General features: G+C 53.4%; 15 protein-coding genes and 2 pseudogenes. 7 read left to right on the top strand and 10 right to left on the bottom strand.

Translation table 11 applies throughout. The features are described 5' to 3' along the window. Positions 1–352: 352 nt before the first annotated feature. A complete protein-coding gene (locus Enr13x_RS11125) occupies positions 353–4,750 on the bottom strand; it encodes a hypothetical protein (protein WP_145386120.1) in 4,398 nt (1,465 codons plus the stop codon). Between the two features lie 693 nt (positions 4,751–5,443). On the opposite strand from Enr13x_RS11125, the pseudogene istA reads away from it, so the two are divergent. Together istA and istB are read left to right on the top strand one after the other, a co-directional pair. After that, positions 5,444–6,538: pseudogene (gene istA / locus Enr13x_RS39740) on the top strand (IS21 family transposase); the annotation flags it as partial. Between the two features lie 355 nt (positions 6,539–6,893). After that, on the top strand, positions 6,894–7,802 hold the full coding sequence (gene istB, locus Enr13x_RS39735; protein ID WP_390621100.1) for an IS21-like element helper ATPase IstB: 909 nt from the start codon (positions 6,894–6,896) through the stop codon (positions 7,800–7,802). Here istB and Enr13x_RS11115 read toward each other — a convergent pair. From Enr13x_RS11115 to Enr13x_RS11085, 7 genes and pseudogenes are all read right to left on the bottom strand, one after another. Beyond that, positions 7,796–10,423 (bottom strand): CHC2 zinc finger domain-containing protein, encoded by a 2,628-nt coding sequence (locus Enr13x_RS11115; protein ID WP_197455946.1) that lies wholly within the window; start codon positions 10,421–10,423, stop codon positions 7,796–7,798. The two genes, istB and Enr13x_RS11115, sit on opposite strands and share 7 nt — an antisense overlap. A 682-nt stretch (positions 10,424–11,105) precedes the next feature. After that, complete coding sequence (locus Enr13x_RS11110; protein ID WP_145386117.1) at positions 11,106–11,624, bottom strand: RNA-dependent RNA polymerase family protein; 519 nt, start codon at positions 11,622–11,624, stop codon at positions 11,106–11,108. A gap of 749 nt (positions 11,625–12,373) precedes the next feature. Beyond that, a complete protein-coding gene (locus tag Enr13x_RS11105; protein WP_145386116.1) occupies positions 12,374–12,619 on the bottom strand; it encodes a hypothetical protein in 246 nt (81 codons plus the stop codon). Further along, positions 12,616–13,236: a ParA family partition ATPase gene (gene parA / locus Enr13x_RS11100; protein ID WP_145386115.1), complete on the bottom strand. Its 621-nt coding sequence runs from the start codon at positions 13,234–13,236 to the stop codon at positions 12,616–12,618. The genes Enr13x_RS11105 and parA overlap by 4 nt, the downstream gene beginning before the upstream one ends. 150 nt (positions 13,237–13,386) lie before the next feature. After that, positions 13,387–13,839: pseudogene (locus Enr13x_RS38895) on the bottom strand (JAB domain-containing protein); the annotation flags it as partial. A gap of 873 nt (positions 13,840–14,712) precedes the next feature. Further along, entirely contained in the window at positions 14,713–15,363 is a 651-nt protein-coding gene (locus tag Enr13x_RS11090; RefSeq protein WP_145386113.1) for a hypothetical protein, read from the bottom strand. Further along, a complete protein-coding gene (locus tag Enr13x_RS11085) occupies positions 15,363–15,596 on the bottom strand; it encodes a hypothetical protein (RefSeq protein ID WP_145386112.1) in 234 nt (77 codons plus the stop codon). The genes Enr13x_RS11090 and Enr13x_RS11085 overlap by 1 nt, the downstream gene beginning before the upstream one ends. A gap of 839 nt (positions 15,597–16,435) precedes the next feature. Here Enr13x_RS11085 and Enr13x_RS11080 point away from each other — a divergent pair. The 3 genes from Enr13x_RS11080 (at position 16,436) to Enr13x_RS11070 (ending at position 18,883) form a co-directional block, all read left to right on the top strand. Next, positions 16,436–16,702, top strand: coding sequence for a hypothetical protein (locus Enr13x_RS11080; protein ID WP_145386111.1), 267 nt, complete (start codon positions 16,436–16,438; stop codon positions 16,700–16,702). A 92-nt stretch (positions 16,703–16,794) separates the two neighbouring features. Continuing rightward, positions 16,795–17,622 carry a hypothetical protein gene (locus Enr13x_RS11075; protein WP_145386110.1) on the top strand — a complete coding sequence of 276 codons (828 nt, stop codon included), beginning with the start codon at positions 16,795–16,797 and terminating at the stop codon, positions 17,620–17,622. Positions 17,623–17,653: 31 nt separating this feature from the next. Further along, positions 17,654–18,883: an aminotransferase class V-fold PLP-dependent enzyme gene (locus Enr13x_RS11070; protein WP_145386109.1), complete on the top strand. Its 1,230-nt coding sequence runs from the start codon at positions 17,654–17,656 to the stop codon at positions 18,881–18,883. A 98-nt stretch (positions 18,884–18,981) separates the two neighbouring features. On the opposite strand, the gene Enr13x_RS39370 is transcribed toward Enr13x_RS11070, so the two are convergent. Together Enr13x_RS39370 and Enr13x_RS11065 are read right to left on the bottom strand one after the other, a co-directional pair. Then, a complete protein-coding gene (locus Enr13x_RS39370) occupies positions 18,982–19,104 on the bottom strand; it encodes a hypothetical protein (protein WP_261344176.1) in 123 nt (40 codons plus the stop codon). A 9-nt stretch (positions 19,105–19,113) separates the two neighbouring features. Beyond that, on the bottom strand, positions 19,114–20,421 hold the full coding sequence (locus Enr13x_RS11065) for a hypothetical protein (RefSeq protein WP_145386108.1): 1,308 nt from the start codon (positions 20,419–20,421) through the stop codon (positions 19,114–19,116). A 637-nt stretch (positions 20,422–21,058) separates the two neighbouring features. Between Enr13x_RS11065 and Enr13x_RS11060 the strand changes: the two genes are divergently transcribed. Both Enr13x_RS11060 and Enr13x_RS11055 read left to right on the top strand, forming a co-directional pair. Beyond that, positions 21,059–24,577 carry a TIR domain-containing protein gene (locus tag Enr13x_RS11060; RefSeq protein ID WP_145386107.1) on the top strand — a complete coding sequence of 1,173 codons (3,519 nt, stop codon included), beginning with the start codon at positions 21,059–21,061 and terminating at the stop codon, positions 24,575–24,577. Positions 24,578–25,883: 1,306 nt separating this feature from the next. Next, the gene (locus tag Enr13x_RS11055; RefSeq protein WP_145386106.1) at positions 25,884–26,150 is read left to right on the top strand and encodes a hypothetical protein; all 267 of its coding nucleotides are present in this window, start codon (positions 25,884–25,886) and stop codon (positions 26,148–26,150) included. Positions 26,151–26,156: the final 6 nt, after the last annotated feature.

The following is a 26,156-nucleotide window of genomic DNA, read 5'->3' as shown; positions in this document are numbered from 1 at the left end:
ACCTCAGTGTTCCCAGGGTCTGTCAACAATTCACTTGGTCTGACAGCCGCTATTATGATTGGCCAGCCATTCAGAGCCGCATAGACGGCATGTCCAGCTTCATGGACGGCTACACGGTATAGCCATGACTCTTGATCGGGCGTTAGCTGGCCTCCGTTCGAAGCTTCCGTTCTTGTTAGTTCTAAAATCCGTTTGAGCCGCCCTGAGGCGGCGTTCTACGCTCTGATCGAATCCACAGAAATCTTTTCAACCTGGAGATGTGACAACGATTCATGCCATCTCCAAAATGACGAGCAGTACGAACTACGGGGGACGGTACTCCCCGCAACCATGAGTGAGTAACCAGGACTACTCAGCTCACGGACGCTGGTGGGCACGATAAAGGAGGTACCCAGATTTTTGCTTCGTCTATGTTGCGTACGTTCAGATCGACATAGAGCCAATCTAACGCGACTGGCGGAGGGTAAGGCCGTGGATCGAGTGCATGGTAGATTCTATAGGCATTGGCTCGCCTCTCTAGCCATCCGGCATTCTCGGGGGCGGCTGCTGCAAGGGCACCAAGTAAGCATGTGGTTTCTCTGTGCGAAACATCGCTGATCGTATTGGGTGACACGCCGCTTGTTGCTATGTGATTGGACAATAATGTCAGCAGCGTGGAGATTACGTGCCTTCGATCACTGATTTCGGCTATCGATTGATTCTTCCAAAATCCAGGATCTGGCCACTTGAGCGTTGAAAGCTTTTCCGCAATAGGAGACTTCAATTTAACCACGTTTCCGTATTTTGATTTCTTTTCGTCTTCGACTCGACCAACTTCAAAAATCGGCAAATGGGCAATCAGTTTCAGTGGCGGCATCAAGTTCTGCGGCCTTGGTTTACCTTCCGCTTGGTAGAGCGGGTCGACATCTGCGATCACCATGGCTTGTTCGTGTTGCCCAAGCCATCCGCGCCCTTTCTCGGAGGGGCGATATAGTCCCGGCGTTACGCCATGATAGGGTCCCGTTCCAGGTAAGCCATCTGCTTCCTCATTCTCGCGATCCCAACCGTCCTGGCCAATAAAGCAGCTTTGCCCATGTGCGTGACGTCCCGAGTCGTTGCAAAATACGGTAGTTAATCCTGCAGCAAGATAACTTGCTTGGCCAAGTACCGTATAGTCGACCGTCCGAGGAGTCATAGCGGGGACAAACAGTATACTTCTACGTTCTCCAGGTTTATTGCACATCGTCGTGCTGCGGGCAAACGTCTCAAAATCTTTAAGGATGTACTCCACAAGCTCGTCGCCTTTTTTGGGCGAGCTTCCAAATTGCTGACATAGGTCATCCCACGTCTTCCTGAGACCCATGAGATTTGTTGGAGATGAAGCCAGGAAGATTTCCGAGCAAATAAGTTCAACAACCTGAGTTGAGGATTCAGTCTTCGCGTCTAATCGTGTTCTATCCGGGTCAAAGACTTCGTTGTAAGCAATAGATGGATACTTTTTCCTGCGAAGACGCAAACAGGCGTCAAAGGAGCCGAGGGCCCCCGTCTTTCCGGGTATTTGTTCAATGATTGGAAGCACGGAGGCCCAGTCCGATAAACTGTATGTCCAATGGTCCTTCGCTGTCGAGTAAAAGGGTGGCAGACGAAAGGTTCCTGCCCAGATCGAAACGTCTAGCTTTCGCAGCCTTATTTCGCCTAGCAGCCAATCAATTGTCTCGGGGCGAGTTGAGTATTCGGGAAGCAATAGCATATCTACCTTAAACGCTTTGCACGCTCGCAACGCTTTGTCCAATATGCATCGACGCCGATGTTCGACGTAGCTGACGACTTCGATCGGTTCCTTATGTTCTCCGCGGGTGCTGCTCGTTGCATCGCTTAATCTTTGCTCACTGCACTCATAGAATGGATGTCTATACGATCCGTAATCTTCTACTTGCCATTGGATAAACGCGATGCGTTTGTAGTGGCTGTCATCACTTTTCGCGCGAACCGCCCAAGAAAGATTCTGGTACCGTGTCAGGTCTTTCCATTCAGACACACCATCGTTTTGACTGCGAGAAGACGGCGTCGCTGATGCGTTGTATGCAGCGAAACGAGGAAGACCATCTACCTGAATGTTCTGCTCCGCGGACGACTGTTCTTTTGTATCGGAGTTGTTGCCGTTGGAATCGTTCAGTGAAGTTGGTTTGGTTTCGGATTCTCTTGTTCTTTCGTCCCCCCCCTCATTTTCCGGCTGGGCCGGCAAATGAAAGCCTGCTAGATCTGCCAGTCCTGGTTTGGCCACATGAACGCCAATCAACTGACCATCTGATCTGGTTTCTGTCCAGTAATAGTGTGGTTTTAGATTACCTCTTTGGTCTTTGGCGCGTACGCTTTCGGCCGGAACGCTCTGGGATTCGTTCGCAGTCGAGGCAGACGCGATACGCCATGTTTCAAGCTCGTAGGTAGCCTCGTCCAAGCTAACATCCCACGACCGTCGTTTGGATTCGAGGGGATCGGCGTCGTGTTCAGTAGGTTCCATTCGGAACCGAAATGAAATCTGAATTTCGCTAACGTGAAGTCCCGTGGATTCACCAAATTCCTCTAAACGTGAAATGAGTTGGAGGACCTTCTGAAAAGTACTCCTCTCAAGAACGCTCGCCAAACCGTACCAAGGATCGTCTGCGTCCTCGCCGTCGTCGATATCTCGAGCGGCGGGTTTCAAGAGGTCGCAAACGGCCTTGAACATTTCATTCGACTTTGGATCGGAATGATCGGCTTGAAGGAAACTTAGTTTCAAATCCGATCTGAGGTATCCAGTGGCAATGCCTAGCACCACAGCCCAGCCAAGCGGCGTGATCTTTTCAAGGGTTCTTGCTTGATTGCTGTTATCGTCCGCTATTCCTCGCTTCAGGGTGAGAAGTAGCTTTTCCAATTCAGTCCTTTCTGGATCGTCCGCATTAGGGCGCGTTCGGTCGTAGGTTAAAAGCTCAAACCCATCAAGGTGCCAGCCGGATAGAGAGACGCTGGAGGGCTTCAGGCTGCAGATGCCGTCACACAAGCCATCCTCGGCAGCGATCGTTTCCAACGCCAAGCATCGAAGGAGAGCACCAAGTCCGGAAAACGCGAGTCCGTGACAGAGTCCAAGCAATGGAGTTTGGATGGCGTCCGATTTTCCGTAAATCAATTCGGCCAGTCGATGGATGCGGGCTGCGAGAGAGAGCCATGCGGAAACGTTGCGACGCTTGATGACATCCTTCATTTCAGCACGTGGCAATCGAGCTGCAAGTTGTCTATCGGTATAAATGACGCGACGTGCAATCTCAGCAAGTACCGACACGGCTGCCCCAGACTTTTGTTCCCACGCTTGGTCACGTTCGTCACTGAACCGCGCGGCCGCAAAACGAGTTTCAAATACGGCAGCAAGGACAGCGGCAATGGTGCGAGGCTCCACATGATCCGTTCCCCACTTTGGGAATCGACGAAGGCGTTCCAGCACTCGCTGCAGACTTCTAGGAACGCCAGAATCTTCGCGGATATAACTGGAATTGGTTGTCACGCCGCAAAGTCTTTGCAAACTGAACCGAACCAGTTTCTCCATCGCCCAACGATATTCTGCTTCGTCTTCATCCAGCGCCACCGAATGCGATGGACGAAGTATGCTCTTCAACGGATCGTAGAACACTTCCTCAAGCAAACCCAACGCATCGGTGATTGCAATGCCGGCTCTCCAATAGCGGGCACCGTTTGCGTAGACTGTTTGCGGCACTAACTGCTGATTGGAGGACCGAACGAAAGCCTGTGAGTCAAAATGGTGGCTCGGTACGGAATAGCCCAACACCGTTGTCACCGGCGGGATCATATTTTCATCCGTACTTTCGACGGTGTCCGTTAACAGGTTTCGGACTATTGGTGCACATTCCATCCCATCGCTGCTCAACCCTACAAGATTCTCAAAGGAATCAGCGATCCAACTTGGAAGATCAAATCGTTCACTGAATTTGTCCAAACGAGCGCCGAGCAATTGAAACGCCTCTGAATCTGCTCGCTGATAAGGTAGCTGGCGCTTTCGGTCGATTGTCGTCCATTTAGTTTTTGGAAGGAGTTTTGCCGTTTCAGGATTGGAATCATCCTTCTCCTGCTCGTTGAAACCTGTTATCGACACAGCAAGAAACCGCGTTTCGTTGTGCCCCACGAATCCATCAATACGTTCGATTGGCAAACAGGGAAGCCACGTTGCGTCACCATCACCAGAGAATCTCAACGCGGCGTCCCGCAGTGATGGGCGCTCGTTGAGCAATCGGCCTTGGGCCTGTTGGGTTACATTCAAGAAGACGCTTAACGAGCGGATCGCCGTGTCGTTGTCGATCTCGACATCGTTTTCAGGAAGCCAGCTTTTCAGCGTTTTGACCAAAAGAGACGATGGATCTCGATCGTAAGCGTCATTGATGAACGTGGACATCGAGAGCATCGGATCGGGCCCACTGCCTTCGCTTTGCATCGATAACCGTGAGACCGCTTCATGAAACAGCAAATGTTCGTCAGTTTGCCCTCGGGAAAGGTTCGCCAAAGAATTAATTAGATCGCCGCTTGGTTTGAGACTCGCGAGCGAGATGATGTGACGAGTGAGGTTGGTCGACCTTGGGTTCGCTTTCGCGATCGCGTTGACTCGGACAAGCAAATATCCAGAATCGACCGATTTGGTCACGCTTACCGCACGGTTGAAAAGGTTGAGCTCGTGGACAAGCAAGATGTGTTTCAGCGAGATGTCGTCTGTAGGCAAACGCCGCAATTAATCTTTCCACCAACCCACTAAGCACGGATGTAGCGATCGCTTGTCGCCAAGCGTAGCTTTGCTCCTGTTGTTCCTCGTCGAACAAAGTGGACCTGAACGTTCGCTTGGACAGAAACCGGTCCAAGCCGTGAACGGATGCGAGAATTATCCATTTGTCTGCGAGCTCGGGGAGAGACTCTTCGTCTGACGAATTCCTCCAAACTTTGTTAAACCGCGAAGTTATCTCGTCCGTGTCTGTCGCTGAAACGCTTCCCGCTGAGATTTCCTCGGCAATCAATCTCCATATCAATTCAGCGGTATGACACTGGTCCCCGAACCTGACCTCCGGACAACGCAACACTCCTTGGATAACATCTAGCACCATCGAACGGCTAGTTGCCGGGTTGAGCAGCTCCCGATTGTGTAGTCGGATGAGCACCGACCGTCGATCCACACAACCATCATCGCCCAGTGGCGCTCCGACGATTGGCGGTGTTTGAACAACTCCGGAAACAGTCGCGAGCCCCCGGTTCGCGGTTAACCAGTTCTGTACCTGTCTAGCGGCGATTGGTTTTCCCGGCTGGCGACAATTAGAAATCCCGGTTTGAGGCCGGCTTTGGCAACGATGCCGGTGCGGTCAGCGACAATTACAATTCCCGGATTTTGCGATTCGGGTCATCATCGTAACTCCTTGTTTTCACGGAGATTGCGATGGTCACGGACGGAAAGGTTAAAGAACTGCGGCGTTTGCTAGCATCTGGCAAGTCACTGGCCGCATCGTCAAGGATGACTGAGATGGATGAGAAAACGGCAAGACATTATCGAAACGACAATCGGCTCCCCTCTCAGCGGAAGAAGCCGCGAGATTACCGGACTCGCATCGATCCATTCGCCGATGTCTGGAACGAGGTGCAGATCAGGCTTGAGGCCGAACCGCGACTGCAGGCCAAGACCCTTTTCCAGTGGCTGCAAGACCGCTATCCAGGCGTCTACCCAGACTCCACTCGACGAACCTTCGAACGTCGAGTCCGATTGTGGCGCAGTACAGAAGGTCCAGACAAAGCAGTGATCTTCCCGCAGGTCCATCATCCGGCTCGGGTTGCTGCGAGTGACTTCACCGTCATGAACACACTGAACGTGACCATCGCGGGCGTTTCGTTTGAACACATGCTCTTTCATTGTGTCCTGACGTATTCCAACGTCGAGTCGGTCTCTCTGTGTTTCTCCGAATCTTTCGAAGCGCTCAGCGAGGGGATTCAAAATGCGTTTTGGGAATTCGGCGGAGTGCCCGAGCGTCACCGCACTGATAGCCTTAGCGCTGCGATCAACAATCACTCTTCAAAGAAAGAACTCACTGCTCGCTATGGAGCGTTGATGGATCACTATGGCACCAAGTCAGAGCGAATCAACGTTCGCTGTGCGAACGAAAACGGCGACGTTGAGTCATCCAACGGTCATCTCAAGAATCGAGTCGACCAAGCATTGCTACTTCGCGGTAGTCGCGACTTCGCCAGTCGTGAAGACTACATGCATTTCGTTCGATCCCTGATCGTTCGCGCTAATGATGCGCGCTTAAATCGATTTGAAATTGAACGCTCGCATTTGCGACCACTTCCCGATAGTAAGCTTGATACCGATGACAACCAACAAGGCATCATCGTCGGCAGTAGCAGCACGATTAATGTCAAGAAAAACATCTATTCGGTTCCTAGCCGATTGATCGGTCAAAAAGTCGATGTGCGGATCGGTGCCGAGTGGATCGATGTGACGCATCACGGCATCCACGTGCAACGGATGCCACGACTTACTGGCGTCGGCGGATCGGCCATCAACTACCGGCACGTGATCGATTCATTGGTTCGCAAACCGGGAGCATTCGAAAACTACAAATACCGTCAGGACATGTTCCCGACGAGTCACTTCCGAATCGCCTATGACATGCTATGCGACGCTCACAGCGAGAAGGTGGCGGTGAGGAAGTATCTTGAGATCCTGCAATTAGCGGCTCGAGAAAGCCAAGATGCGGTGCAGAATGCACTGCGTCATCAAATCCAATCGGGACAATCCATCGATGTCGATCAGGTTCGGCTGATGGTGAGTGAAGCGATCGAGATCAAGCCGGTGACCGACATCGATGTCAAAGCACCGAACTTGAAAGATTATGACGAATTATTTGACACGTTTGACAAGGAGAGTCCAAACGATGAATCAATCAACCACACGAAAGCCCCAATCGAAAAAGACCGAATCGTCGATACGGCAGCCTCCCAAGACCCCGCCCACGAGGACGAGCAACGAACGGACCGAGGAGCGGCTGAAGGAGCAGTTTCGCAGCTTGCGTCTGCCGATGTTTCGCGACCAGTTTCAAGCGACGGCCGACCGAGCAGCCGCGGAGGATCTCAGCCATGTTCAATACTTATCGGAACTGGCGGAACTGGAATGCCAGGCCCGCAACGAGAGTCGGATCAAGCGTCTAATGACCAACTCACGTCTTCCGCTGGGCAAGACATGGGAGACGTTCAACTTCGATCGCTTGCCATTGTCAGTGACACGACAACTGGAGAGTCTTCGGGAGGGATCGTTCTTGGATCGTCGGGAGAACGTACTGATTTTCGGTCAGCCCGGTGCGGGGAAGAGTCACGCGCTTTGTGCCTTGGCGAATCAACTCGTCCAGCAAGGCCGGAGCATGCTTCTGACAACGTGCAGCTTGCTGGTGCAACAGTTGCTGATCGCAAAGCGGGATCTTCGCCTGCAGAAGTACATCAAGCAACTGTCTCGTTTCGAGGGCCTGATGATCGACGACCTGGGTTACGTGCAGCAGAATCGAGAAGAGATGGAGGTGCTGTTCACGCTGCTGGCGGAACGTTACGAGAGAGGGAGTGTTCTGTTGACGAGCAACTTGGCGTTCAGCAAGTGGGACCAGATCTTCAAAGATGCGATGACGACGGCGGCGGCGATCGATCGCTTGGTTCACCACAGCGTGATCATCGAGTTGAACGTGCCAAGCTATCGCGTGGAAACAGCCAAGAAAACGAAGTCAGCTGGACGGTCAGCAAAGGCCTCTCAATAAAAATCGGATTCGTAATCGGGAATACTAGTTGTCGCTAAAGCGGAGAACCAATTGTCGCCGAACAGTACCTGAACGGCGTTCATCGGAGGCAACGGCTCGACTTTGGAACTTAGCTCTAATCCGATAAGTCCGAGTTGCTTTTGGACGATTGCACGCAGTTGGTCGAGAGATGACTTCGAGCGTGTGATAAGTACCATGTCATCGACGTACCTCGCGTACGCAATACCAGATTCACCTTCCTCGACTGCTGCCTGTACTGTCTCGTCTAGTTCAAACAGGGCGATGGACCCGAGATAGGCTGAAAGACTTGGCCCCTGTGGCATCCCAATCGACGCACCATTTTTGAACTTCTTCTCCTCACCAGAGTCGGGATCGACGTAGGCATATCCAAAACTTTGTTGGCAGAGCACGTCAATGAACTCGCGTGCACGCTCGGTTGCGTTGGTGACGCTTGAGCGGAACGATGGTGCAAACTGGGACGGTTCATCGAGCGATTTGATCGCTTCAAGAAGCGGATCGAACAAAATGCGATCGACACACACTCGTCGCACTGTGTCGTAGTAGGCGCGAACATCCAGGCGGGCGACGTAAAACGGTCGATCATCAAACGGATCGGTGTTGTTGGTTTGGACTTTCCTTGATAGATACTCAACGAAATCAGACCAACAATCCCGATAGGGACGAAAAAAACCCTCGTTGCCAGGGGGCTTCTCGTTGCGAACGATCTCCATATCGATCTGGTATGAAAAGCAAACCGCACGCACGGCCATTGAACTTCGCAATCCAGTCGTCCGTAGAACGCCTCCATCGCTGCGAACCGCAGGTATGCATTCCTCAAACTCAGTTGATTGAATCGAGCTACCGAGCAATTCATTCAAGAGGTACTGCTGAATTGCGAGCTGTTCGGCGCAAGGGATCGCCTTGAGACGTTCTTTGCCCGACTGTTTGGGTACGGACATCCCGAGTAACGGTTCGACGTTGCACGCTTCCGCTCCCTGGTTAAGCAACTCCACAAGGTAGGGCGTAGTGACATTCACGCCCCCCAACAATCGCTCCCAACTTCCTGGATCTACGGGAAACTCGCGTCTTTGGGAAAAGTGATGAGCAATCTGAATCGCGTGAGTGATCTTCGTCGATTCTTGCTCAGTCCGCGGGATGTCGCCCGTCCCGGTCGCCGTCAGATTCGAACCCGAACGGCAAAGATATTCGGTAAGCCGATTCTTCCAAGCAGATTCGTCACTCAAAACGTCAGCTGACGAACTGGAAGTATTGAATAGGTCTTCGCCGAGCGCTCCGAAAATACCCTTCCATTCTTTCTTGGGAAGAAGGTTGTCGACTCTTCGCAACGCCGCATACCGCTGTGTCATAGCCGACTGACGCCACCGCGATTCGATCTCGTCGATCTCGCACCGAAACCCATAAGCCATCAAGAATCGTCCGACTGATACGATCGCCTTCTTAATCTTCCGTAGAGCATTGCGTTTTGTCGCATTGACTAGCCAAGTATCTGGGTCGCTGCCTCGATAAGGGGAATCGTCATCGGTCGGCAAGACAATTTCGATACCGAATAGAGCCTGTTCCGCAAGAAGAGCGAGCAGCTTCGTCAATGCGTTACGCGTCGCAGCTTCCCCCGCATTATCACCATCAAAGAATAGCCGGACGGTTAGCGAAGTGGAGGCAGCCCCAAGTTCGCGGGCCAAGATCCTGACCAATTTGGCTTGATCCGCCGATAGATCGCTCCCCATGACTGCGACGGCATCCAGTCCCAATTGATGTAACCGTAGCGCATCCGTTGCACCCTCAACGATGTAAAGTTGGAGCTCGGTGTATGCGTCTCCATCTTCATTCGCAGACAGTTTCATTTTCAGAGACTTCCGTGCGACATCCAGCCCAAACAGTACCTGACTCTTCGGAAAGTACCGAGTGAACTGGTATCGTGGTTGCGTTTGAGCATCAGGCGTTCGCCCGAAGTACCCCTGCGGAACACCGTTGAAGTCCCGCACAGGAAAAATGATTCGGTCACCGATCATCGCGTCGCGGTCGGGCACATTCATTTCCAAGTCAGGTTGTCGCGAGCTGGTTGACAGTGGTTGAAAAATTAGCTGTGCATCGCGTAACGCCCCAATTTCCTCCCGATTAGTGACTGTTGTTGATAACTTCTGATTCCGCGCGTATGTGATCGAAAACTCATTGAGAATGGATGGGCGCAACGATCGCTCCTTCGCCCACTCTTTCAACCTTCGTGTTTCGTCTTTTGTCTGTTGAGCGTAGTACCGCAACGCGACTTCGGTGCCATTTAACTTTGGCTCGCTTTTTTTCCGGCGTTTGGGCAATGTCACGCCCGCCATCGACGCGACTTTCTCTAACGCGGTGCGGAAGTCACAGGCGTCAACTTTCTGGACTAAGTCAAAAACGTCCCCGGTTGCTCCGCAGGAAAAGCACCTATATCGCCAATCGTCCGATGGCAACTGATGCAACGCCATCGACGGTTTTCGGTCTTGGTGAAACAAGCAGTTGGTCCATACCCTCTTGCCTCGTCGTTGAATCGGCAGTCCAAGCGAGGCCGCGACCTCCGCAAGGCTCACCTTCCGAAGCCGCTCGACTATTTCCTGATCGCCCAATGTAGAACCCCTGTACAAAGAACCAACGAAGCAGCTAAAAACAACGGGTATCCTAGCAAGGCTAGGGGGAATAGGTAGGATGGAAGGGCGTTTCGTTGTCGAAAAAAGCCTGAGAATTAGACATCTGGAACCTAGTTGCTGCTGGCCGTCGATTGTTCGTTGACTAAGTGAGCCATGAGCAATCAAGCAACGAGTACGCTTTTTCCGCTTTGAGGCGGATAATTGGAGATGCGTTAAGGTGGACACGTTAGCTACAACGACGTGAGTTTTCGCATGTCGTCTGCGATCTCCCTTGGCCGACACCCCGGTGTTGCGCAGTTCAATTTGCGTTGACGTTCAATCTGTCGCTGATTTGAACGCGGGGCAGATCGGCAATCTGAACATCCTTCTGACGACAGAATCGCTTTGTTCATGAATGCAAATTTGCGTCGTTGGTAGGCAATTTGCCTTTGTGGCGACCTCGGGCTATGCCAAGCTAGGTAATTCGCCCAGCGGAAACTGGTTTTTGAACTACCGTTTTCTGCCGAGGCGAACTCATTACGAATTGGCCCGCGCGCTAATTCCGCGATTTGAATTTCGTTCTTGACGCCGCGGACGCGCGCCAAAGCACCTAAACGTCACGAATATGTGTGGGTCGCGAACGGCTAATGCTCCCCTGCAATGTGGAGGAGCCTGGCGCGAGCTACTCCATCTTGAACAGCATCAGGCGACCCCAGTCCGGATCGAAAGAATCGTCGGATGAATCGGTGTCGTAACCATCTCTACACCAAGCCCCATAAAAGTCTTCCTCGTGACCGGGAGAAAGCATATGCATGATATTGGTAGGCGTTGGGTGTTTTCGTGCCAAATAGCTAATCCTGTGGCTATCTTCGCTGTCGAAAAACTCTATGCCGTCTATGACGTTGTGACACACCCGATCTGTCAAACCCTTTTCCAATGGATAAGCTGTCGATACGTGCTTTTCGATAGATGCTTCTAGCAATTCCGATTGAAGCTGTGCGATTTCTAAGAACATTCTGCAATTATCGATGATATCAAAATTGGGTTTTTGGAACTGGTCACCGCTTGATGGGGCTCGATAGGAGAGCATCTCTCGAACCGCCTTCAGATGCAACACGGAAGCCTCCACATCAATCGCCATTTTACGATCAAATCTCGCTAACGCCACAACAGCCGCTTTGATCATTTTGGAATGCGTCATATGGAGTATCGCTCCGTCTTTCCAATCGACTGTCGGGTCCGTAAACAGAACAGCTCGCAGCGAGTGGAGTACCGTGTAGTAGTGCAAATATGGGAGTACTGAACGAAGATTCTTTGACGAAGCGTACTCAAAGCTCTGAGCCAGGAGCGACGCATTGAGGACCATTTTCACCGAGAAGAAAACTCGCACCGTCCATTCTGAATTGACTCCTGAACTCCACCCTTTCGTAATGCCAGAAAATCGCTCTAAAAGCTTTTGACACGCAGTTGCGACGGTACTCTCGTTGCATCGCTCGGGGATCTTATCGAAGTCAAACCACCAAGTGCGACCAGCGTACTCTGACCGATCTCCGATGAGCTTTCTGATCCCGATGTGAGTCATGTTTTTCCCAAATAGTTCAATTCAAGTTCGCAATTGATGGTCCGAAATTAGCGGCCAATATTCGTATGGCCCGAAAGAGACAAAAGCTCCCATCTCCCGTCAAGGCCATACTCCTCAGCACACTCTACACTTGGGGACTATTCACAAACTTATTGGACTGCTGACGACAGTCTGCGTCTTGCAGCGGTTCATTGAGATTCAGTGGGAATCTGGAAAGGGTAAGCCAAAATCTGGTAATGCTTCCGATCGTGGACGGTTCAAAATCCGATGTGCGACGTCTCTAGCCTGCGTCAATCTTGGCGAACTCCGCGTTCAATTGCGTTGCACCGATCCGCCCCACCGCCAGCGGTCGCAACCCCTTACATTTTTCAGCGGCCGCTTTCAGCCAAGGCAAGTTCTTTGCGAATTAGCCCGCGGAGGAATTCCGCGATTTGGATGTCGTTTCTGACGCAATGGAGCTTGAGCTCGGTGTGCAGACTTGCGTCCATGTCGAGCGTTAGCCGTTTTTGCTTTATGTTTTCGATGCCGTGCGGACGGCTGCTCCGTTCTTCGACCCACTTGTCGGCATCGGGCTTGGCTTTGGGGCGGGTGGACATGGTGATCGTTTTGCTCATCTTAACCTCCTGAGTTCGTTGACCAGTTTTTTCACTTCTTTGGATGCCTTGGAGTGACGCTTTGGAAGCACCGTGGATCCCGTTGACGCCGTCTCGGCGAATGCGACGCGTTGGCCGATGTCACTCTTCAGCACCGGAACCCCAAGTTCTTTTAGTGCCGTGCGTACATCTCTTCCAATCGCCGTGTTGGCGATTTTGCGGTTGATCACCAGGCATACGCCGATGTCCGGCTTGTAGACGTTGGCCTCGCGGACCAAGTCGATCGTCTCGGATGCTGCCCAGACGTCCATTTGCGACGGCTGCAGCGGGACGACCACGAGATCCGCGGCGAGGATGATCGAGCGTGCAAGTTCGGTCACACGTGGCGGCCCATCGATGACGACGTCGTCGTAGTCGCCGGCCAGCATTTCGATCTCTTTGTGGATCGTCGCCTTCGGCATTCCCACCACCGTGAAGTCAACCGTCTCGCGACAGTTGGACCAGGCCAAGGCACTGCCTTGCGGATCGGCATCGATCAGTAACACGCGCCGGCCGCGCAACGCCAGCTCGGCCGCCGTATGGATCGAAAGCGTTGTCTTGCCGACGCCGCCTTTTTGGTTCAGAAATGCATAAATCATTGGCCCTGTATTTCTGTGCCACCGTGGACACGTGTTTACGATCTCACAGTAAAGCAATTCCTCGATCAGCGCAACCGTTTTCTACGCTGCTCGATTGACCGCGGTCGACAAGTGTCTTTCAGCGGCAGCAGTGGCAATGGGAAATCAGTATTAGTCGTACTCCCGGATACTCAGGCTGTTTTCTTTTGCCAGGATGATGTGATCCAGCACGGAGATTCCGATCAGCTTGCCAGCTTCGGTCAATTGGTCCGTCACTCGGCGGTCTTCACGGCTCGGGGTGGGGTCTCCCGATGGATGGTTGTGTGCCAACAAGACGCGGCTGGATGCATCCTTGATCGCCGGACGGAAGACTTCCCTGGGATGGACGAGCGATGCATCGAGCGTTCCCACCGTGATCAAATGCGAGTTGATCATTCGGTGCTTTGTGTCGAGTGTGACAACATGAAATTCTTCCTGAAGCCCTTCAGCGATCAACCGGCCAAAATGCAATTGGCAGAACGCTACAGCTTTGTGCGTGGACGTGAGACGTTCGTTGTAGTTCGCTTTTACTTCAGCAACCCGCTTGCCAAGCTCGATGCCGGCCATGAGCCGATCGTACGCGATGTCCGTCAAGCCCAGCTCAGCTTTTCCGGCCTGAACAATCTCGCGAACATCCCGAGCTGCGACGCGTTCAAATTGCGATCGCAACACGAGAGCCAGCAATTCTTCGTCGCTTTTTTCCTTCACTCGGACAACCTGCCACAAGCTGTCACGAAGAATCAAGAACGAAAAACTTTGTCGTTGGTATATCCGTTGCTCAGGTTCTGCCGATGCCACAGCGGCTCCCAGTTGGACTGCCATCCACATCTGCTTCTCGGGATTACCCACATTCGTTAGGACTCAAATGAGGTCCCGGGTGTTTGGCACGGAGAGCGCTCGCCAAAATCAGCGGATGCGTTCCCCGCTGAAAGACCGTCGAGACGGACCGTTGAACGGGCCGAACTGGGGTGGGAGTACTGAGGCCAGCGGACGGCGACATGCCGGGAAAGCACCTGCTTCGGCCGCCGGAGCATCGCGGCGGTGGTTGGCGATTGCGTCGTTGGAAGCGTCCGTCAATCGTTCCGAGGCAATCGCTCAAGGTTCATGACGGTTCGTCCTTGGTCACGAACGCTGCTCCATACAGGGCCCCAGACGCCCGCAGGTGCCATCAACGCAACTGCACGTCTCTCTACTTGCGGTCGGTGATTTCCACCGTTGCGCCGAACCGCAATTCCGTCGCGCCGGAGGACGATGCAACCTCTGCGAGTTACTAAATCTCGTTTACTGCGTGAGGCGTCCGTCACCCACGCGCCGGAATCAAGTTGTCGGCCTACCGATATTCCGGAACGAACGTCAAGCATTTTCAGACCAAATTTGACCGAGTTTCCAAGCAAGGATGTGATTTGCAGTATGAATCCGTACGAACCGCCCGAAGAAGCGTCAAAGAAATCTGCGGAATCAGTATCTCGCTCGCCGCTCACCTCTGCTTGGTCCGAATCTTTCTCGTAGCTCTTCTCGCATGTGGTCGACCTCAGCTCCCATGCGTTTCGATTCAGATGGATCACCACTTCGTCTAGCGTGGTTCTGTCTGAGATACATTATTTCACACCGAAACCGCAGTAGTGCTTCGACCCAGTCACGATCCAGCGAACGATGCACTTTAGCTGCTGTGTTTTGCGAGTAAGCGGTCATTTCCGCTTTCACACGTGCGATTGCCAGTTCGTCTCGCATATCTCTTGCTTGCATCAACTTCGCCATAGTCGCCCTGCGGTACTTGAGGTCCGTGAGGCGTTCTATCTTCTCATCTTCGACGGACATCAGGGGCATCGTCTTTGAGAGGTATTCAGTTATCAACAACTCAGCAGCATCTGCACGCTGCTCAAAGTCTTCACGTGCTGTGTGTAACTGCAGCCTGACATCAAGCAGATGCAGTTGACGCTTACGGTATTCCGCCTCAAGCTCCTCCTTCTCCGAGCTTAAGCGTTCCACTGCTTCTGCTGGCTCGGAACTGGGTTTTGCAACTTCCGAACCACATCCGCAGAACAACGTCACGAGCGCGTAAGTAGTCGCCAAGATTACGATGCGATTCAAAAGAGATGCATTGGGCATCAATCTTGCTCCGTAACGGCGCGGTAGTATCCAGAATTGTAATCGTCGCTTTCGTGGGGGTTTCCTTGACCAGCTTGCCAGCCGGTAGAAAACTTTTCAAGAATGCCATCAGAGTTTTCCATATCTTTCTTAGCGTCTTCATACCCTCGATCGTAGTCGGATCCACCACAGCCGGTAAAGATAGGTAATGCCAAGAATAACGCAACAAAGGCCAAGATGCGTGCTCGGTTCATTTGTTTTCTCGATATCAAGAACGAAGCAGTTTCCCTACCATTTTAAGCAAGAAAGTCGTCCTAAGCTAGTCAAGCACAGAAGGCAGAGGCGTTGCAGATCAGTCGCGCGACGGCGTATGAGCCATACAAGGTTTGTAAGCCGGATCCGGTGGATCCAACTAGATAAAAAGACAGCAAATTGAAAGCGACTAATCTGATTCGCTTGGCAGCTTTGCTTTTCGTCGGCTGTGCACCAATGCGACTTCCGTGGTCTCAATCGCACTCAAATTGTATCGTACAAGGCACATTCGTTGATTCGCTATCTCGCGTAGGTCGTGAACACCAACGCAGATTCGCGGATCTTTTCGGTGGGCGAGGTTGGACCAACCGACGCAGGTTCCCCAACACGCTTCGGCGCGTCGGTGTCGGAGACCTCCGCAGCAGAAGTATCAATTTGCCGACACAGGTTCCCCGGCCACTGGCGCGCTGACACGCCAGTCCCCCGTTGCCCAGGAGGGCGTGTCTTTGGTCAGATCGCGACAGGGACAGCGGCAATGAGCGTGCTCCGGTGGCTGGCGCCGGTTCACGACACGACGCCCGCTGCGGCTTGGCGGGACCAAGCGATAAGTCTTGCCTTCGGTGTGCATATGCTCACCCAGTTTCCGAGAGAGAAAGTGACTGAATTGGCGGCGTTTATGAACTCGTTAACCGTGCACCGGATTTGCACGCCGGTGAGAAACCATTTTCCCGGCTGGCCAGATTCGTTTTTGCTTTGATTCGATTTCGGAATGTGGTAGCGAAGTGGAGGAGTGACCATCCGCCGGATCGGTCACGATTGCACTCAACAAGGAAGGAAACTCATGGCACAGGGAAACAAACCTACTCACCGAATCAATCTCAAATCAGTTTCAGCAGCGGTCTTCGCCAACACGACGGGCGAAGGCAAAACGTTCTACAGCGTCCAGTTTGACCGCAGCTACCGCGACGGCGAGCAGTGGAAACACACCAAGTCGTTCGGACGCGATGATCTGTTGCTGCTCAGCAAGGCCGCCGACATGGCCCACACCTGGATCCACGAACAGGAATCGTCAGCGATGCCGAGTAGCCAGTCACCAGAACCTTCGTAGATCGCACGGTGGAAAACCAGCGTGAAACGGAATCGAAACGCAAACGCTCGCCGGTGATCAGCGGGTTTTGGGCGGGGTTTGTCGGCGCCTGCATGATCGGACTGGCCGGCTACTTTGGCGGTATGCCCGAGCAGCTCACCGCTCTCGGCATTGTGGTCAGCAGTGTGATGGGGTTGCAGTTGAGCCAATTCCAGCAGTCAAACCGACGAAACCGCCAGTTGACGCAGGTCTTGGAAGCCGCCGGTTTGCAGAGTCAACTGCTTTTTCAGCCGGATCTTTTTTCAGTGCACATTCGTATCGCCCGCGCGCTGAACTCGCTCGCCGAATCCGATAATGCTACGCTACGGAATCACGCCGTCGCCAGCTTGTCCGACCTCCACGCAAAGATCTCGGAAATGTCCGAAGGGAAGCTCGTTTTCGAAAACACCGAAACTTGGCGGACGGTGTACGAGCGTCTGCTCCGCAAGCCGGAGGTCACCAAATATCGCTCGATCTCTTGGTTTCGCAATGCGGTCTATTGGCAGGATTTGCCGGGCAAAAAGAGTCTTCAACTGAATTGCGATCTGGCCGATTCGGGATTGCTGATCCAACGATCCGTCATTGCGCCGGCGTCGCTGTGGGAAACGGGCGAGAATTTACCACTTTCGCCTCTGCTCGAATGGATCGAGCAGCAGCATATTCACGGAATTTGGGTCAAGCTGGTACGAGAAGAGGATTTACGAGCCGAGCCTGACCTGCTGGTTGACCTGGGAATCTACGGAGAAATAGCCGTCGGTTCGCAATTGGTGGACGAAGAGGGGCGGACGTCACGGTTCGAGCTTGATTTCCGTGACGATGAGCGCAAGGCAGCGGAGGCGATTTGGGATCGGCTCGATCTATTTGCGACTTCTTATGCCGAGCTTCTGGATCGGGAAGCCTGACTGCCGTAGGCTATGATCTGGGAGAATTTCGATGAACGTCGTTCACTACCTGGATTCCGCTCGACTCGGGCTCATGTCGCCGTCGGCCAGTCGCCGGCATGGCGAGCTTGCTCGATTCGCGACGACCGCGGCGGCTTCTCCCCTGATGGACACACTGCTGCAAGACGGCGGCGAAGCGTGGCCCGAAACGGTCCAACGCGAGTTCCCCGAGCTAAGTTCCTATCCCGGTATCCCCGGTTTCCGGCGGCGGCTACTCGAAACCCTCGGCTGCGAAGACTGGCAGCGATTGGTTCTGGGAACGTCGTCCAATTCGCTGATTCGGATTGCCAGCCAACTACTCTTTGGTCCCTGCGAACGCGTATTGACCACCGATCTCGCATGGCCGGTCTATCGGAAAGTGCTTGAGCGTTGTGCGGCCGACCGATCTCGGACACTGCACGTTATTCCACTGCGACAGTTCATCGCCCGAAATTGTCCTACCGGGCCCGAAATTGCCGACTTCGTGTTCAAGCAGTTCCGCAAACATAGTTGCGATGGCTTGTTCTTGACCGCAGTCAGTCACGACGGAATCCGCTTGCCAGCGGGAGAAATGATCTCCGCGATTAAGAGGCGGTCGGAAGTGAAGGTGTCTGTCATTGACGGGGCGCAAGAGTTCGCCCAGGTTGACCATCATGGCTCGCTGCGAGCTTCAGACTTCTACATGACAAGCGGCCATAAATGGGCAGGCAGCTTCATTCCGATTGCAATTGGAGTTTTCGGTACCAACCGTTCCGCGTCACGAATCGACCAGATCGCCACGGATCAAATCGACAGCGGGTTAATCGATGATCCGCTCATGCAGCTCTGCTGGGACTCCACGGACTCACCGTCAATCGCCGCACCATCCACCGCCAACGTCGCGGCGCTCTTCGCCTGTGATGCGGCGATCACCGATTTGGCATCCGAGCCCGAAGCGGAACGCTGCAAGTCGCTAGGCGATTCTTCGGTCGACGGACTTCTCGAACAGCTCGCAGAAAAAGGATGGCAAACAACTCCCGGCTCAACGGCATGCCGTTCACGAACCTGGGTGTTGAACCATGCATCCCTGGCCGGCTACTCTCCAGCCGAAATTCGCGTCCGCTTCGCATCCCAAGGCATCGCATTGACCGCCTACGATCAAGGCGTTATTCGACTCTCCATCCCGCGTGTGAATTGGAACACTGACGTCCAATTTGACGTAGGAAGCCGGATCGGCTCTGCTCAGATGGCCTTCACCGGCTAAACGTATCGGAGCTGACTTTGAAAACGCCAGTGCAGATTGCCCGCTTCAACCGGTATTAGAAGCTGCAAAGCCGCTTAGGCATTCAAGACCTCCGCGCGTTAGCGGTTGGTCAAAAACGCGTCGGCCGATGCAACCGACGCGGCTTTCGTGATTCGCAATTTGCATTCGGTGTCTCTTGAAACGCTGTCTTTGGCAGCAGACTGTTTTGATCGCATCGACACGACGGCAACCTAACTTCGTGACCAGAGTGTAGCCAAAACTTCATCGGACCATCCTAAGCAATAATTATCTTGACAAAGCGATTGAAACGCCACGCTCGCGCGATCACAGTCTGAGTTGCCATGCCTTATATTCATGAGATCTTGGAACTCGAAAATGGTCAGCGACACTGAGTCTCCTGCGGGAAAGTACTCATTTCGTGAGCAGTTCTCTAGCAAATACGAGGACGGCGGGCAGACGATTCCCTCGAGAGAAAGTCCGCCAGAGGACTGAATGAACTGAAAGGCAAAATCAAAGTTGTTCACATTCCCCATCCGCGCCGAAATGTGACAAAGCCAAACAGCAATCTGTAGACCGCCATCCCCAGGGCTAAACCTCTCTAGCACCGATCGCAGGACTTCAACGAAATCATTGATCGCTGAGCCGTGTCCTTGCGCGAGCCCGGCAAGACAAGCAACGAAGGGTCCCCCGATCGACAATATGAATTGTGCATAGTCGTGGGTGAAGAATTCGGGCTCAAACATCCGCATATAGCCCAGAGATTCGTTGTTCCAAACGTTTAGGTGATTATCCCAGACACCCGATAGCTCCATACCATGGTGGCGACCGATCATCCAGGCTGAGAGTATCGCAGGCGCCCAGTAATGCGCTAAGTAAGTTGGGATACTCCGCGCACCATTCCATCCGGACTCCTGGTCCTCGGAAATCAGATTGGGCATGCGTTTGCGCACATTGTCTTCATGCTGAGCTAGCCACGCATACTCTGCGAACCGCTGATCTTGTGACAAGCGTTCGTCGTAGGCGGCATCGAGTACCACGATCGGGTCAATCTCATCAGGCCACCGCGAATCGGCTAATTCGTTGTACACGCCCACATAGTCTATGCTGCTGCGAATCCGACCGTGCTGCTTAACGACGTCAATTAACAGCCTCATCCATTCACCACGACCAAGGCGGTATAGACGATAGTTGTGAGTACCGTACTGATTTTTCAGCAATTGGATACGTGACGTTTCCGCCTTTCCTTCGGCAATGACTTGGAAGTAGAAAAGTGGTTTCTCAAACTGATCAACATCCTGCGCGAATACCTTGAGTGGGTTGCTGGCGATCGTGTTTCCAGCGCGGCTTTCCACTTCAAATATCATCAGCGGGAACCGTTGCGCGTCATCGCTAAACCAAGCGACATCGACCTTGGATGCTTCGCCGTGTTCGCTTGCGAGGACAGGATGCTCCCGTTTTACGCAATACCCCATGCTACGCCCGAGTCCAATAAGTCCATCGATAAGGGCCCTGCCCAACGGTAGTTGATGTTCCGCCATGTTGATCTCGCACGTTCCTATTGGGTGTGCTTGTTAGCAAGTGATTCCGACCAGTGGGAGGATTCGATCAGGCCAGTACTCGCTGGATCGGGCGACGCACGTCGGTCACCCCTCGCGGTAGACATCATTGGCATGATCGTTCACAACATCTTAACTCGTCGGATGAGACTACGCTGAACAGCGAAAGTCGTGAGATTGACGGAGGCGCTGACGTTAGCCTGGATAGTTTCGGGTGCGGCCAGACTCCGAGCCAAATGTTTGGTTGTAGATGCGAACCAACGTCGGTCGACGACTTTCGCGAATTCCGAACAGTTCCAATTCAGAGCAAACGATGCAACTTCGACGATTTCGAGGAAGCGGAAAGTCGCGTCGGTGTTCCCAAGTTAGACAGCCCACATCCACAGGTTCTTTCCACATATTTGAGCAAATCGGTAGCTGCCAAAGAATCGATTAGAAAAGAGAGCAACCCGCAAAGGTGATGGACTGTCAGCTTCTACTGCCGCATCAGTGATGGTGATTCGCCATCCGACCAACTGGGGGAAGAGGCGTAGTTGGGTAGGTACCGGCGAGCGCCAATTTACGTAGAATAAATGCTAGATAATTGCATCCATTCCTTTAGCGCGGGCACGACTAGAAAGTGAGTACGGAATCCGACTTCGAATGGGATGCCTTCCTGAGCCACAGTTCAAATAATAAGGTCGCGGTGCGTGACCTTGCAAACCGGCTAAAGTCGGACGGGGTGCGGGTTTGGTTTGATGAGTGGGAGATCAGGCCGGGCGACAGCATCCCGGCGAAGATCGAGAACGGACTGGAGCACTCCCGCGTGCTGGTGCTCTGCATGTCAGCTGAAGCGTTCGGCTCAGACTGGGCACAGTTGGAGAGCCACACCTACCGCTTCAAAGACCCGCTCAACCAAAGCCGACGATTCATTCCAGTCAGGCTCGACGACGCCGATATCAAAGGCTCGCTCTCGCAGTTAAGCTACATCGACTGGCGGAACCAACGCGAGACAGAATATCCGAAGTTGCTCAAGGCTTTGGCTTCGCGTAGCTTGTCAGCGGCGACCGAGCCGCCAGCAACCCATGCTCAACGTTCACCGCATGATGTCTCAGTAGGAGAATTCGTTGCCTCTGGTTTAGTGCTTCGACACATATGCAAGCACGACGAGGAAGTCGGGCGTATCGCATGGTCACCAAACGGTAGATACGTTGCCGCTCCATCGAAAGATGGACGTGTCAAGATTTGGGACGTTCAGCAAGGAACGCAGTTCCGCACCATTACCGCGCATCGTGAACCTGCAATGAGTTTGGACTGGTCACCAGATGGAAAGAGAATCGCCGTGGGCTCCATCGATTCAACGGCAAGCGTTTGGACGTTGAAGTCCACGAGGGCAAGTCGCCGACTCCGTGGACACAAAAAGTGGGTGAACGACGTCGCATGGTCGCCGTGCGGTCGTTTCATAGCAACTGCTTCACAAGACTCCACCATTGGAATATGGAACGCCAAGGACGGCAGGCACCTGCATTGGTTCGAGGATCACGAACGCCCAGTAAACTGTCTTGCTTGGTTTAAAGCTAAAGAAGATCTTTGGCTAGTTTCCGCATCTGATGATCGAACGCTTCGACTCTGGAATATGCGCGAGCAGCGATGCGTCAAAGTGCTTCGTGGACATGACGATATGGTATATTCACTCGCAGTATCCCCTTGCGTGGGGCCGCAGCTGGCATCGGGGTCGTTGGATACGACGCTTCACATCTGGGACCTTGCTGAGCCACGGAAGAACCGTATTTTGGAAGGTCACACAGGAGCCGTCGTCAGTCTTTCGTATTCGCCCGATGGAAGGCTCATGGCATCGAAGTCATATGACGGTCGAGTCCTCGTTTGGAGAACTGACACTTGGCGAACAGTGGCTGAGATTAGCGAATCAACTCAAGAGGATATGTTCGACGTTCCCGGTATTTCGTTTTCACCCGATGGTAAGGGACTCGCGACGTTGGGACTCAAAGAGCGTGCCGTCCGGATCTGGGAAGTTCAATCTGAAGCACTCCTCGCAAATCCTGGCCATGATATTGGTACACAATACACGAATGCTAAGGTGATATTGGTTGGCGACAGCCACGCAGGCAAAACTGGGCTTTCGAACCGGCTCGCTCTGGACACTTTCAGAGAAACCGACTCCACGGTCGGAGCGTGGTCCACGCAGTGGAAACAACCCCTGCCCGATGGCGACGAAGAAACCGCAGCAACGATGCGACGCATTGATGAGGACGGTCTGGGGCAGGATCCCACCGCGATGAATGTAAAGCGGGAGGTCTGGCTGTGGGACTTTGGGGGGCAGGCCGATCAGCGGTTGATTCACCAGCTCTATATGGATCAAACGCAGGTGGCGGCGCTGGTCTTTGATCCGCAGAAGGACGATGTGTTCGAGACACTGGGGCAGTGGGACCGCGACCTCAGTCGGGTCGACAAAGGCAAACCCGAACACGACAAAATGACGAAGCTGCTGGTCGCTGGACGCTGCGATGCTGGCGGGCTGCGCGTGGCTCGATCGCAGGTTGACAGCTTCGTAAAGGAGCGGGGATATGCTGGCTACTACCCAACCAGTGCCAAGGAAGATGAAGGCTGCAAAGAACTCAAGCAAGCGATTATAGACGGCATTAGTTGGGACAACATACCGTGGCGCAGTTCACCTGTGCTCTTCAAACGGCTGAAGGACGAAATTATCCACCTCAAGGATGAGGGGCGTGTGCTGCTCCGTTTCAAAGAATTTCGAGAGGTCCTGACGCTCCGTATGCAGGGAGAGGACACGAGGTTCACCGATGCGGAACTTAAGGCAGTCGTTGGCCTGCTGGCAGGGCCGGGAGTCGTTTGGGAACTGGCATTCGGAAGTTGGGTTCTTCTGCAACCGGAGCGCATCAACGCCTACGCTCAAGCCGTGATTCAAACGGTTCGGGAAGACGAGTTTGATCGCGGTTGCATTTCCGAAAAACGCGTGCTGGATGGCGACCTGACGTATCACTCTTCAGCCGAACGACTGCCAAAAGACGAGGAGCAGTTTGTGCTGTTGGCAATGCACCAGATTCTGGTGGAACGCGGATTGTGCATTCGGCATCAGGCAGAGTCTGGCCAGATGCTGTTGATGTTCCCAAGTTACTATCGTCGCGAACGGCAGGAGCCAAGCCTTACGCCAGCGGTTCAGGTGAGCTACACGTTCAACGGTTTCCTTGACGAGATCTACGCCACGCTTGTTGTCAAGCTTCACCACACACGCGAGTTCACTCACGACAATCTGTGGAGAAACGCCGCGAACTTCAAGACGCAGGCCGGTGAGAAGTCACTGGGTTTGCGTCTTATTCGCAAGCCCGAGGGACAAGGTGAACTTCAGGCATTCTTTGCCGAGGACATGCCCGTTGCAGAAAAGATCATTTTTAGCAAGTACATCCACGAACACCTCCTTCAGTCAGGCAATGATGTTCGGCGTTTTCGTCACTATGTTTGCCTCAACGACTACCGAGGAAATCCGTGTGGGACGACTGCCAACCGTGACGTGGCCATGGAGCGACTCGAAGAATGCGGTGAATCTGCCGAACTCCAGTGCCAGAGGTGCGGCGCGACACTGTGCCTATGGGACGAACTTGAAGAACGCTTCGCCGACGACGATATCCGACAACGTGTTCAGGATCTACGCGATGCGGTGAAGATTAAACTGGACGCAGAAAGCAAAGAACGAGTGCTCGTCGGTGAGGTGATTTCGACCGTGGCCCTCGCCGGTCAGATCTGTCGCGAGATTCAGGTAAGCGACTGGGGTCTCGACGCCGAAGTCGAGTTTAAAAACGACGATGGCCAAGCGAGTGCAAAGAGAGTCTGGCTGCAACTGAAGTCGGGCGAATCTTTCCTGACGACTCGCAAGAAGGACGGGCAGGCGATCTTCAAGAGTTTCAACCAGCGGCAGGCCAAGTACTGGATGGAACACGCCGAGCCGGTGATGCTGTTAATTCGGAACTCCTCTGGTGAGATCCAGTGGGTGGACATCCGCGAAGAACTGCGACGTATCACCAACAACGGCGAGAAGCAGGTTAGTCAGATTGTGTTTGATGGCAAGCGGTTTGATGTGATGAGTGTCCGGCGATGGAGGGACGTCGCGTTAAATAGTTAGAACTAACGGCGCGAATTTGGCACATCTATCGGCTATCGCAGATCGATCCCCATCACCGTCGACCGGGCTAGGTGAAAGTTCATCGATGCTGTTCCAGCACACCGTATTATGCCACGATCGATCGTGGCTGCCGCTGGGCGCCGTCCCACACCGATGCGATATCGCGCAACATGAAAATGAGCGAAGTTGGACAAACCGAGGCGGATGTTTTGGCTGGTTCGATTTGCGCTCTTTCGCAATTTGTCGCTGCGCCGTGACCCACTGCGAATCGAATTCGTCAAGACTTGATCGGTGTCGGATCACAGAGGCTATCAGCCAAGTCAGTGCATCCGTAAATTCTCGACTGCCGTCGTAGCCGTAGATGTGGTAACCGTATACCAGAACCGGTTAGCGACGCCTAGTTGACTTGTTGAGGAGGCGGCGCCGGGCTCGGCGGGTGCGCTTGCGGTCGGCCGCTTGGCGACGCTCGTCCGATCGGTACTCGCGAATCAATTCAGGGGGCTCAGCTTTCCATGCGTGGGGAGTCAGTACGGACCAGTCGGTCTCGCCGGCGAGCGCCCTCCGTAAGACATCGCCCAAGTACGCTCGCACGTCCAAGTCGTTGCGGATCGCGCTGCCAATGATCGTTAGCAGGTTCGCTGCTCGCTCTCCTGAAGCCACCGAGCCCTTAAATAGCCAGTTCTTCCTTCCCGTGGCGACGCGTTTGACGAATTGTTCACAGAACCCTCCTTGTTTCCGTTGTTCGTAGGTAGTTTTTTGCTAGCGTTTACGGCATTTTGGCTGTGGGACTTATCAATGACTGCGGCATCGCCGTCTTACCGTTGGGCCGATGCGCTACAAGTTTCTTAAGTCGGTTCAGTTCAATTTCGTTCGCCCAATAGATCCTTCGGCTTCCGAGCTTGGTCGACTGGACAGTACAGCCTGCCGAGATCTTCCAGGGCGACCTCGCGGGCTAGTTCTTCTTGGATGGCGCGGCTGAATCGTTGGCCCAGGGCGTGAGCGGGCAGCTCAATTTGGTCGAAGTGGGGACGCCATCTCCATTGCTCAAGGTGGTGCTCAAGTTTTTCTTTGAGCTAAGCTTCAGTCGCGTCCATGCGATCATCTCCATTTGGCTACCAGGTAATCGACAATCACCGCAGTTTAACCGAGGAACCTGGGAAACTCCTATTCAGCTTTTTTTGCCATTTCTGGGCCATCGCAAAAGCTGACATGCACCCGACGCAAGATTGGCGAAAAAACCTCTCTGGACGTCGTTGTCAACAATTGCGTATCAATTGATCTCGCCCGAAAACAGGAGTCTCCCAAGTTGAACGATCCTCAAATCTTTCGCAAATACTGCGATTACCATGACGAAACGGCGCGTGCTTGCAAATCTGCAAGGATCGACATTGCTCTTGGTCACACGGTCTCTGAAGAGTGCTTTGAATCCGCCATGTCCGCATTTTCGCCCGAAGAACAAGCGGCGTGGCTAGGCAAGTTCGCTTGCGGATTTGAGAAAACTGCGGTATCACAAAAGTCAGCACTTGCTGCTGCATTGACTTCATCGGGTGGCCGTCAGCGTCAGGCAGCTTAATCGTGT

It is taken from the genome of Stieleria neptunia (assembly GCF_007754155.1).
GTDB classification, from domain to species: Bacteria; Planctomycetota; Planctomycetia; order Pirellulales; family Pirellulaceae; genus Stieleria; species Stieleria neptunia.
The sequence above is the reverse complement of the archived record's forward strand: the minus strand, read 5'-3'. Positions and strand labels throughout refer to the sequence as shown.